Source organism: Pseudomonas sp. Pdm06, assembly GCF_014851795.1.
Taxonomy (GTDB): Bacteria; Pseudomonadota; Gammaproteobacteria; order Pseudomonadales; family Pseudomonadaceae; genus Aquipseudomonas; species Aquipseudomonas fluorescens_AA.
In genome coordinates, this window is the sequence record NZ_JACVAH010000024.1 from 72,074 (window position 1) to 78,857 (window position 6,784).

Sequence of the window (6,784 nt, forward strand, 5' to 3'; positions counted from 1 at the left end):
TCTTCTACCTAGCAGTGTTCAAGCATCAACCGCTTTTTGGGTCGACTTGAAGACACGAATTTTCTTACCGTCTTCTACTTTGAAACCAACGCGGTCAGCCTTGTTGGTTTCGCCGTTGAAGATGGCGACGTTGGAAGCGTGCAGTGGCGCTTCTTTCTCGACGATACCGCCCTGTACGCCCGACATCGGGTTAGGCTTGGTATGACGCTTGACCAGGTTCAGACCACCAACAACCAGACGGTTGTCAGCAAGAACCTTCAGCACCTTACCGCGCTTACCTTTGTCTTTGCCGGCGATCACGATGATCTCGTCGTCACGACGAATCTTTTGCATGTCGGATCTCCTTACAGCACTTCTGGGGCGAGCGAGACGATCTTCATGAACTTCTCAGTACGAAGTTCACGGGTCACTGGCCCAAAGATACGGGTGCCGATCGGCTCTTGCTTGTTGTTCAACAGAACAGCAGCGTTGCCATCAAAGCGGATGATGGAGCCGTCAGCACGACGAACGCCATGGCGAGTGCGGACTACAACAGCAGTCATCACTTGGCCTTTTTTCACCTTACCGCGAGGAATTGCTTCCTTGACGGTAACTTTGATGATGTCACCGATACCAGCGTAACGACGATGGGAGCCACCCAGCACCTTGATGCACATAACACGGCGAGCGCCGCTGTTATCGGCCACATCGAGCATGGATTGAGTCTGAATCATATAATTTCTCCGACCCCTAGCCCTTAGACTTCCACAGCGCGTTCGAGAACATCAACCAGCGCCCAAGACTTGGTCTTGGCCATCGGACGAGTTTCACGAATAGTGACTTTGTCGCCGATGTGGCACTGATTGGTTTCGTCGTGCGCGTGCAGCTTAGTCGAACGCTTAACGTATTTACCGTAGATCGGGTGCTTAACGCGACGCTCGATCAGAACGGTGATGGTTTTGTCCATCTTGTCGCTGACAACACGGCCAGTCAGCGTACGGACAGTTTTTTCGGCTTCAGCCATGATTACTTACCTGCCTGCTGGTTGAGCACAGTTTTCACGCGAGCGATATCACGCTTAACTTGCGAGAGCAGATGAGACTGCCCCAACTGGCCAGTTGCTTTCTGCATACGCAGATTGAACTGGTCGCGCAGCAGGCCGAGCAGTTGCTCGTTCAGCTGCTGTGCTGATTTTTCACGAAGTTCATTCGCTTTCATCACATCACCGTCCGTTTAACAAAGGCGGTGGCGAGCGGCAGCTTTGCAGCAGCCAGGGCAAAAGCCTCACGCGCCAGCTCTTCAGTTACACCCTCGATTTCATACAGGACTTTGCCTGGCTGAATCTGGGCAACCCAGTATTCGACGTTACCCTTACCTTTACCCATCCGAACTTCGAGTGGCTTCTTGGAAATAGGCTTGTCCGGGAATACACGGATCCAGATCTTGCCGCCACGTTTTACGTGACGGGTCAGAGCACGACGCGCTGACTCGATCTGACGAGCGGTGAGACGACCACGAGCAACAGACTTCAGCGCGAACTCGCCGAAGCTGACTTTGCTACCGCGCAATGCCAGGCCACGGTTGTGACCGGTCATTTGCTTGCGGAACTTCGTACGCTTTGGTTGCAACATTTGGCGTACCCCTTACTTAGCAGCTTTTTTACGAGGCGCTGGTGCTTGTGGCTTCAGTTCTTCTTGGCGACCACCAATTACTTCGCCTTTGAAGATCCAAACCTTTACACCGATCACACCGTAGGTGGTGTGAGCTTCGTAGTTGGCATAGTCGATGTCGGCACGCAGGGTGTGCAGTGGCACACGACCTTCGCGATACCATTCAGTACGTGCGATTTCAGCACCGCCGAGACGACCGCTCACTTGGATTTTGATGCCTTTGGCACCAATGCGCATGGCGTTCTGTACAGCGCGCTTCATAGCGCGACGGAACATTACGCGACGCTCCAGCTGCTGAGCTACGCTCTGCGCAACCAGCATACCGTCGAGCTCCGGCTTGCGGATCTCTTCGATATTGATGTGCACAGGCACACCCATTTGCTTGGTCAGGTCCTGACGCAGTTTCTCAACATCTTCACCTTTCTTCCCGATAACGATACCTGGACGAGCGGTGTGGATGGTGATACGTGCAGTCTGCGCCGGACGATGGATATCGATACGGCTTACGGACGCGCTTTTTAGTTTGTCTTGGAGATACTCACGCACCTTCAGATCAGCGAACAAGTAGTCCGCATAAGTCCGACCGTCTGCGTACCAGACGGAGGTGTGCTCCTTGACGATTCCCAGGCGAATGCCAATGGGATGTACTTTCTGACCCATCTCTTCGACTCCGTTACTTGTCAGCAACCTTGACAGTGATATGGCAAGACCGCTTGACGATGCGATCAGCACGGCCTTTGGCACGTGGCATGATGCGCTTCAGCGAACGCCCTTCGTTGACGAAAACGGTGCTGACCTTCAGGTCATCAACGTCTGCGCCTTCGTTATGCTCGGCGTTGGCTACGGCCGACTCCAGCACTTTCTTCATGATCTCGGCGGCTTTCTTACTGCTGAAAGCCAACAGGTTGAGCGCTTCGCCCACCTTCTTCCCGCGGATCTGGTCGGCGACCAAGCGGGCTTTCTGGGCGGAGATTCGAGCGCCCGACAACTTAGCGGCTACTTCCATTTCCTTACCCCTTAACGCTTGGCTTTCTTGTCAGCCACGTGCCCACGGTATGTGCGGGTACCGGCGAACTCGCCCAGTTTGTGGCCGACCATGTCTTCGTTCACGAGAACTGGGACGTGTTGGCGACCGTTGTGTACTGCGATGGTCAGACCGACCATTTGTGGCAGGATCATCGAACGACGCGACCAGGTCTTAACTGGTTTGCGATCGTTCTTTTCCGCCGCCACTTCGATCTTCTTCAGTAGGTGAAGATCAATAAAAGGACCTTTTTTCAGAGAACGTGGCACTGTCGTATCCCTCTATTTACTTGCGACGACGGACGATCATTTTGTCGGTACGCTTATTACCACGAGTCTTCGCGCCCTTAGTCGGGAAGCCCCATGGCGATACCGGATGACGACCACCAGAGGTACGACCTTCACCACCACCATGTGGGTGGTCAACCGGGTTCATGGCAACACCACGAACGGTTGGGCGAACGCCACGCCAGCGCTTGGCACCAGCTTTACCCAACGAACGCAGGCTGTGCTCGGAGTTCGAGACTTCGCCCAGGGTCGCACGGCATTCAGCCAGTACTTTACGCATCTCACCAGAACGCAGACGCAGGGTCACGTAGACACCTTCACGAGCGATCAGCTGAGCCGAAGCACCAGCGGAACGAGCGATCTGTGCGCCTTTACCTGGCTTCAATTCGATGCCGTGTACGGTGCTACCAACTGGAATGTTACGCAGTTGCAGAGCGTTGCCCGGCTTGATCGGTGCCAGGGCACCTGCGATCAGCTGGTCGCCAGCACTCACGCCTTTAGGGGCGATGATGTAGCGACGCTCGCCATCTGCGTACAGCAGCAGAGCGATGTGAGCAGTACGGTTTGGATCGTATTCGATACGCTCGACGGTGGCAGCGATGCCATCCTTGTCGTTGCGACGGAAGTCGACCAGACGATAATGCTGCTTATGACCACCACCGATGTGACGAGTGGTAATACGGCCATTGTTGTTACGACCACCAGACTTCGATTTTTTCTCGAGCAGCGGTGCGTGAGGAGCGCCTTTATGCAGCTCCTGGTTGACCACCTTGACCACAAAACGGCGGCCAGGGGAAGTCGGTTTGCATTTAACGATTGCCATGATGCACCCCTTCCTTACTCAGCACTGCTGCTGAAATCGAGATCTTGGCCTGGCTGAAGGGAGATAACTGCCTTCTTCCAGTCATTACGCTTGCCCAGACCGCGAGCAGTGCGCTTGCTTTTACCCAGAACGTTCAGGGTAGTCACGCGCTCTACTTTCACGCTGAACAGGCTTTCGACGGCCTTCTTGATTTCCAGCTTGGTTGCGTCGGTAGCAACCTTGAAAACGAACTGGCCTTTCTTGTCTGCCAGAACCGTAGCCTTCTCGGAAACGTGCGGGCCAAGCAGAACTTTAAATACGCGTTCCTGGTTCATCCCAGCAGCTCCTCGAATTTCTTCACGGCCGACACGGTGATCAACACCTTGTCGTATGCGATCAGACTGACCGGATCGGAACCCTGCACGTCACGAACGTCGACGTGTGGCAGGTTGCGAGCAGCCAGGTACAGGTTCTGATCAACAGCGTCAGACACGATCAGGACGTCAGTCAGGCCCATGCCGTTCAGCTTGTTCAGCAGATCTTTGGTTTTCGGTGCTTCAACAGCGAAGTCCTGAACCACGACCAGACGATCAGTACGCACCAGCTCAGCAAGGATGGAACGCATTGCTGCGCGATACATCTTCTTGTTCAGCTTCTGGGAGTGATCCTGAGGACGAGCTGCGAAAGTGGTACCGCCGCCACGCCAGATTGGGCTACGGATAGTACCGGCACGAGCACGGCCAGTACCTTTCTGACGCCATGGGCGCTTGCCGCCACCGGAAACGTCGGAACGGGTCTTTTGCTGCTTGCTACCTTGACGGCCGCCAGCCATGTAGGCCACGACTGCTTGGTGAACCAGCGTCTCGTTGAATTCGCCGCCAAATGTCAGTTCGGAAACTTCGATCGCTTGAGCGTCATTTACATTTAATTGCATGTCAGCTTCCCCTTAACCGCGAGCCTTGGCTGCTGGACGTACAACCAAGTTGCCGCCAGTAGCGCCAGGAACAGCGCCCTTGACCAACAACAGATTGCGTTCAGCGTCCACGCGCACTACTTCGAGGGACTGCACGGTCACGCGCTCAGCGCCCATATGACCGGACATTTTTTTGCCCTTGAATACACGACCAGGAGTCTGGCACTGGCCGATAGAGCCTGGAACGCGGTGGGATACGGAGTTACCGTGGGTGTTATCTTGCCCGCGGAAGTTCCAACGCTTGATCGTACCCTGGAAGCCTTTACCCTTGGACTGACCGGTTACATCAACCAGTTGGCCAGCGGCGAAGATTTCAGCGTTGATCAGATCGCCGGCCTGGTACTCGCCTTCTTCAAGGCGGAATTCCATTACGGTACGACCAGCGGCAACGTTCGCCTTGGCGAAGTGGCCAGCCTGAGCTGCTGTTACACGCGAAGCACGACGCTCGCCGACAGTGACTTGCACTGCACGATAGCCATCGGTCTCTTCAGTTTTGAACTGGGTGACGCGATTCGGCTCGATCTCAATGACCGTGACCGGAATGGAGACACCTTCTTCGGTGAAAATACGGGTCATACCGCATTTACGACCGACTACACCAATAGTCATGTTGTAAACCTCATGAGTGTACGGGGCTTTCACCCGCTATGGCCGCCCATTTCAGAGCGTTACACGACTAAGACCGAGTCTTAGCCGAGGCTGATCTGCACTTCCACACCGGCCGCAAGATCGAGCTTCATAAGAGCATCAACGGTTTTATCCGTTGGCTGGACGATGTCCAGAACGCGCTTATGAGTACGGATCTCGTACTGGTCACGCGCGTCTTTGTTGACGTGCGGGGAGACCAGAACGGTGAACCGCTCTTTACGGGTAGGCAGTGGAATTGGACCACGCACTTGAGCACCAGTACGTTTCGCGGTTTCCACGATTTCCTGGGTGGATTGGTCGATCAGGCGATGGTCAAAAGCCTTCAACCTGATACGGATTTGCTGATTTTGCATTGGATTTCAGACTCCGGCTGCTATTCCCACCGGGCGCAATACGCCCGTTAAAAGGAGGCGCAATTCTATAGACGCCCCTGATAGGTGTCAACCCAATAAAAAAGCCCCCGCTAAGCGGGGGCTTTTCAACTCATCAAGCTGACTCTAAAAGAGACTTACTCGATGACTTTGGCTACGACGCCAGCGCCGACGGTACGACCGCCTTCACGGATAGCGAAACGCAGACCGTCTTCCATCGCAATGGTCTTGATCAGGGTAACAGTCATCTGAATGTTGTCACCTGGCATTACCATTTCAACGCCTTCTGGCAGCTCGCAGTTACCAGTCACGTCAGTTGTACGGAAGTAGAACTGTGGACGGTAGCCTTTGAAGAACGGAGTGTGACGGCCGCCTTCTTCCTTGCTCAGAACGTAAACTTCTGCGGTGAACTTGGTGTGCGGCTTGACGGTGCCTGGCTTGACCAGAACCTGGCCACGCTCAACGTCGTCACGCTTGGTGCCGCGCAGTAGTACGCCGCAGTTCTCGCCAGCACGACCTTCGTCGAGCAGCTTGCGGAACATTTCAACGCCGGTGCAGGTAGTTTTCTGAGTGTCGCGCAGACCGACGATCTCAACTTCTTCCTGGATGCGGACGATGCCACGCTCAACACGACCAGTCACAACAGTACCGCGACCGGAGATCGAGAATACGTCTTCGATTGGCATCAGGAACGGCTTGTCGATAGCACGCTCTGGCTCTGGGATGTAGCTGTCCAGAGTTTCCACCAGCTTCTTGACGGCAGTGGTGCCCATTTCGTTGTCGTCTTGGCCGTTCAGAGCCATCAGAGCCGAACCGATGATGATTGGAGTGTCATCACCTGGGAAGTCGTAAGTGCTCAGCAGGTCGCGCACTTCCATCTCAACCAGTTCCAGCAGCTCAGCATCGTCAACCATGTCAGCCTTGTTCAGGAAGACAACGATGTACGGAACGCCTACCTGACGGGACAGCAGGATGTGCTCACGGGTTTGTGGCATCGGACCATCAGCGGCCGAGCAAACCAGGATCGCGC

The 6,784-nt window shown here is 54.9% G+C and carries 14 protein-coding genes; all 14 read right to left on the reverse strand.

Annotated features, from left to right (window positions below; all coding sequences use genetic code 11):
- Nucleotides 1-18: 18 nt before the first annotated feature.
- A complete protein-coding gene (gene rplX, locus IB266_RS29060) occupies nucleotides 19-333 on the reverse strand; it encodes a 50S ribosomal protein L24 (RefSeq protein WP_003186046.1) in 315 nt (104 codons plus the stop codon).
- 11 nt (nucleotides 334-344) lie between these two features.
- On the reverse strand, nucleotides 345-713 hold the full coding sequence (rplN, locus tag IB266_RS29065) for a 50S ribosomal protein L14 (RefSeq protein ID WP_002555479.1): 369 nt from the start codon (nucleotides 711-713) through the stop codon (nucleotides 345-347).
- Between the two features lie 23 nt (nucleotides 714-736).
- Nucleotides 737-1,003, reverse strand: a complete 267-nt coding sequence (rpsQ, locus tag IB266_RS29070) for a 30S ribosomal protein S17 (RefSeq protein WP_003194644.1) — start codon at nucleotides 1,001-1,003, stop codon at nucleotides 737-739.
- Nucleotides 1,004-1,005: 2 nt separating this feature from the next.
- On the reverse strand, nucleotides 1,006-1,197 hold the full coding sequence (rpmC, locus tag IB266_RS29075; RefSeq protein WP_002555481.1) for a 50S ribosomal protein L29: 192 nt from the start codon (nucleotides 1,195-1,197) through the stop codon (nucleotides 1,006-1,008).
- A complete protein-coding gene (gene rplP / locus IB266_RS29080) occupies nucleotides 1,197-1,610 on the reverse strand; it encodes a 50S ribosomal protein L16 (RefSeq protein WP_025215754.1) in 414 nt (137 codons plus the stop codon). The genes rpmC and rplP overlap by 1 nt, the downstream gene beginning before the upstream one ends.
- Nucleotides 1,611-1,622: 12 nt before the next feature.
- Complete coding sequence (rpsC, locus tag IB266_RS29085; protein ID WP_003176422.1) at nucleotides 1,623-2,309, reverse strand: 30S ribosomal protein S3; 687 nt, start codon at nucleotides 2,307-2,309, stop codon at nucleotides 1,623-1,625.
- Between the two features lie 13 nt (nucleotides 2,310-2,322).
- The gene (gene rplV / locus IB266_RS29090) at nucleotides 2,323-2,655 is read right to left on the reverse strand and encodes a 50S ribosomal protein L22 (RefSeq protein WP_003103908.1); all 333 of its coding nucleotides are present in this window, start codon (nucleotides 2,653-2,655) and stop codon (nucleotides 2,323-2,325) included.
- Between the two features lie 11 nt (nucleotides 2,656-2,666).
- On the reverse strand, nucleotides 2,667-2,942 hold the full coding sequence (gene rpsS, locus IB266_RS29095) for a 30S ribosomal protein S19 (protein WP_002555486.1): 276 nt from the start codon (nucleotides 2,940-2,942) through the stop codon (nucleotides 2,667-2,669).
- Between the two features lie 16 nt (nucleotides 2,943-2,958).
- A complete protein-coding gene (gene rplB / locus IB266_RS29100) occupies nucleotides 2,959-3,783 on the reverse strand; it encodes a 50S ribosomal protein L2 (RefSeq protein WP_003186055.1) in 825 nt (274 codons plus the stop codon).
- A gap of 14 nt (nucleotides 3,784-3,797) precedes the next feature.
- Nucleotides 3,798-4,097: a 50S ribosomal protein L23 gene (gene rplW / locus IB266_RS29105; RefSeq protein ID WP_002555488.1), complete on the reverse strand. Its 300-nt coding sequence runs from the start codon at nucleotides 4,095-4,097 to the stop codon at nucleotides 3,798-3,800.
- The gene (gene rplD, locus IB266_RS29110; protein ID WP_003186057.1) at nucleotides 4,094-4,696 is read right to left on the reverse strand and encodes a 50S ribosomal protein L4; all 603 of its coding nucleotides are present in this window, start codon (nucleotides 4,694-4,696) and stop codon (nucleotides 4,094-4,096) included. The genes rplW and rplD overlap by 4 nt, the downstream gene beginning before the upstream one ends.
- A gap of 12 nt (nucleotides 4,697-4,708) precedes the next feature.
- The gene (rplC, locus tag IB266_RS29115; protein ID WP_003186059.1) at nucleotides 4,709-5,344 is read right to left on the reverse strand and encodes a 50S ribosomal protein L3; all 636 of its coding nucleotides are present in this window, start codon (nucleotides 5,342-5,344) and stop codon (nucleotides 4,709-4,711) included.
- Between the two features lie 80 nt (nucleotides 5,345-5,424).
- Nucleotides 5,425-5,736, reverse strand: coding sequence for a 30S ribosomal protein S10 (rpsJ, locus tag IB266_RS29120; RefSeq protein WP_003186070.1), 312 nt, complete (start codon nucleotides 5,734-5,736; stop codon nucleotides 5,425-5,427).
- Nucleotides 5,737-5,891: 155 nt separating this feature from the next.
- Nucleotides 5,892-6,784 (reverse strand): elongation factor Tu (gene tuf, locus IB266_RS29125; RefSeq protein WP_095148935.1); only part of this gene is annotated, 893 nt, incomplete at its 5' end.

What these genes read in the sequence shown, in the direction of transcription:
- rplX (WP_003186046.1), bottom strand. Translation starts at nt 333, where the DNA reads ATGCAAAAGATTCGTCGTGACGACGAGATCATCGTGATCGCCGGCAAA.
- rplN (WP_002555479.1), bottom strand. Translation starts at nt 713, where the DNA reads ATGATTCAGACTCAATCCATGCTCGATGTGGCCGATAACAGCGGCGCT.
- rpsQ (WP_003194644.1), bottom strand. Translation starts at nt 1,003, where the DNA reads ATGGCTGAAGCCGAAAAAACTGTCCGTACGCTGACTGGCCGTGTTGTC.
- rpmC (WP_002555481.1), bottom strand. Translation starts at nt 1,197, where the DNA reads ATGAAAGCGAATGAACTTCGTGAAAAATCAGCACAGCAGCTGAACGAG.
- rplP (WP_025215754.1), bottom strand. Translation starts at nt 1,610, where the DNA reads ATGTTGCAACCAAAGCGTACGAAGTTCCGCAAGCAAATGACCGGTCAC.
- rpsC (WP_003176422.1), bottom strand. Translation starts at nt 2,309, where the DNA reads ATGGGTCAGAAAGTACATCCCATTGGCATTCGCCTGGGAATCGTCAAG.
- rplV (WP_003103908.1), bottom strand. Translation starts at nt 2,655, where the DNA reads ATGGAAGTAGCCGCTAAGTTGTCGGGCGCTCGAATCTCCGCCCAGAAA.
- rplB (WP_003186055.1), bottom strand. Translation starts at nt 3,783, where the DNA reads ATGGCAATCGTTAAATGCAAACCGACTTCCCCTGGCCGCCGTTTTGTG.
- rplW (WP_002555488.1), bottom strand. Translation starts at nt 4,097, where the DNA reads ATGAACCAGGAACGCGTATTTAAAGTTCTGCTTGGCCCGCACGTTTCC.
- rplD (WP_003186057.1), bottom strand. Translation starts at nt 4,696, where the DNA reads ATGCAATTAAATGTAAATGACGCTCAAGCGATCGAAGTTTCCGAACTG.
- rplC (WP_003186059.1), bottom strand. Translation starts at nt 5,344, where the DNA reads ATGACTATTGGTGTAGTCGGTCGTAAATGCGGTATGACCCGTATTTTC.
- rpsJ (WP_003186070.1), bottom strand. Translation starts at nt 5,736, where the DNA reads ATGCAAAATCAGCAAATCCGTATCAGGTTGAAGGCTTTTGACCATCGC.